General features: G+C 57.8%; 1 protein-coding gene. It reads left to right on the top strand.

Annotated features, from left to right (window positions below; all coding sequences use genetic code 11):
* On the top strand, positions 1-384 hold a 384-nt coding region (locus ABR397_RS23470), incomplete at both ends, for an AMP-binding enzyme (protein WP_350307801.1).

Here is a 384-nt window from a genome sequence, read left to right as displayed (position 1 = left end):
GGAAATTGAAGCCCGGTTGATAGAACACCCGGCGGTATGTGAATCGGTGGTATTGGCGTTGGGAGAAGCGCAGGATAAGCGTCTGGTGGCTTATGTGGTGGCACCCGTGGATGAGGGGCTGGCGAATAGCCTGCGTGACCATCTGAGTGTTCAGCTGCCTGACTACATGGTGCCGTCGGCTTTTGTGCGGCTGGAGGCGTTGCCGTTGACGCCTAACGGTAAACTGGATCGCCGGGCATTGCCGGCCCCGGACAATGCAGCTTATGCCCAGCAGGTTTATGTCGCGCCGCAGGGCGAAACCGAAATCGCCCTGGCAGCGATTTGGCGTGAAATTCTGGGGATTGAGCAAATCAGCCGGTATGACAATTTCTTTGCGTTGGGGGG

This window comes from Photorhabdus viridis (assembly GCF_040256935.1).
GTDB classification, from domain to species: domain Bacteria; phylum Pseudomonadota; class Gammaproteobacteria; order Enterobacterales; family Enterobacteriaceae; genus Photorhabdus; species Photorhabdus viridis.
This window is presented reverse-complemented; position numbering and strand designations above follow the sequence as displayed.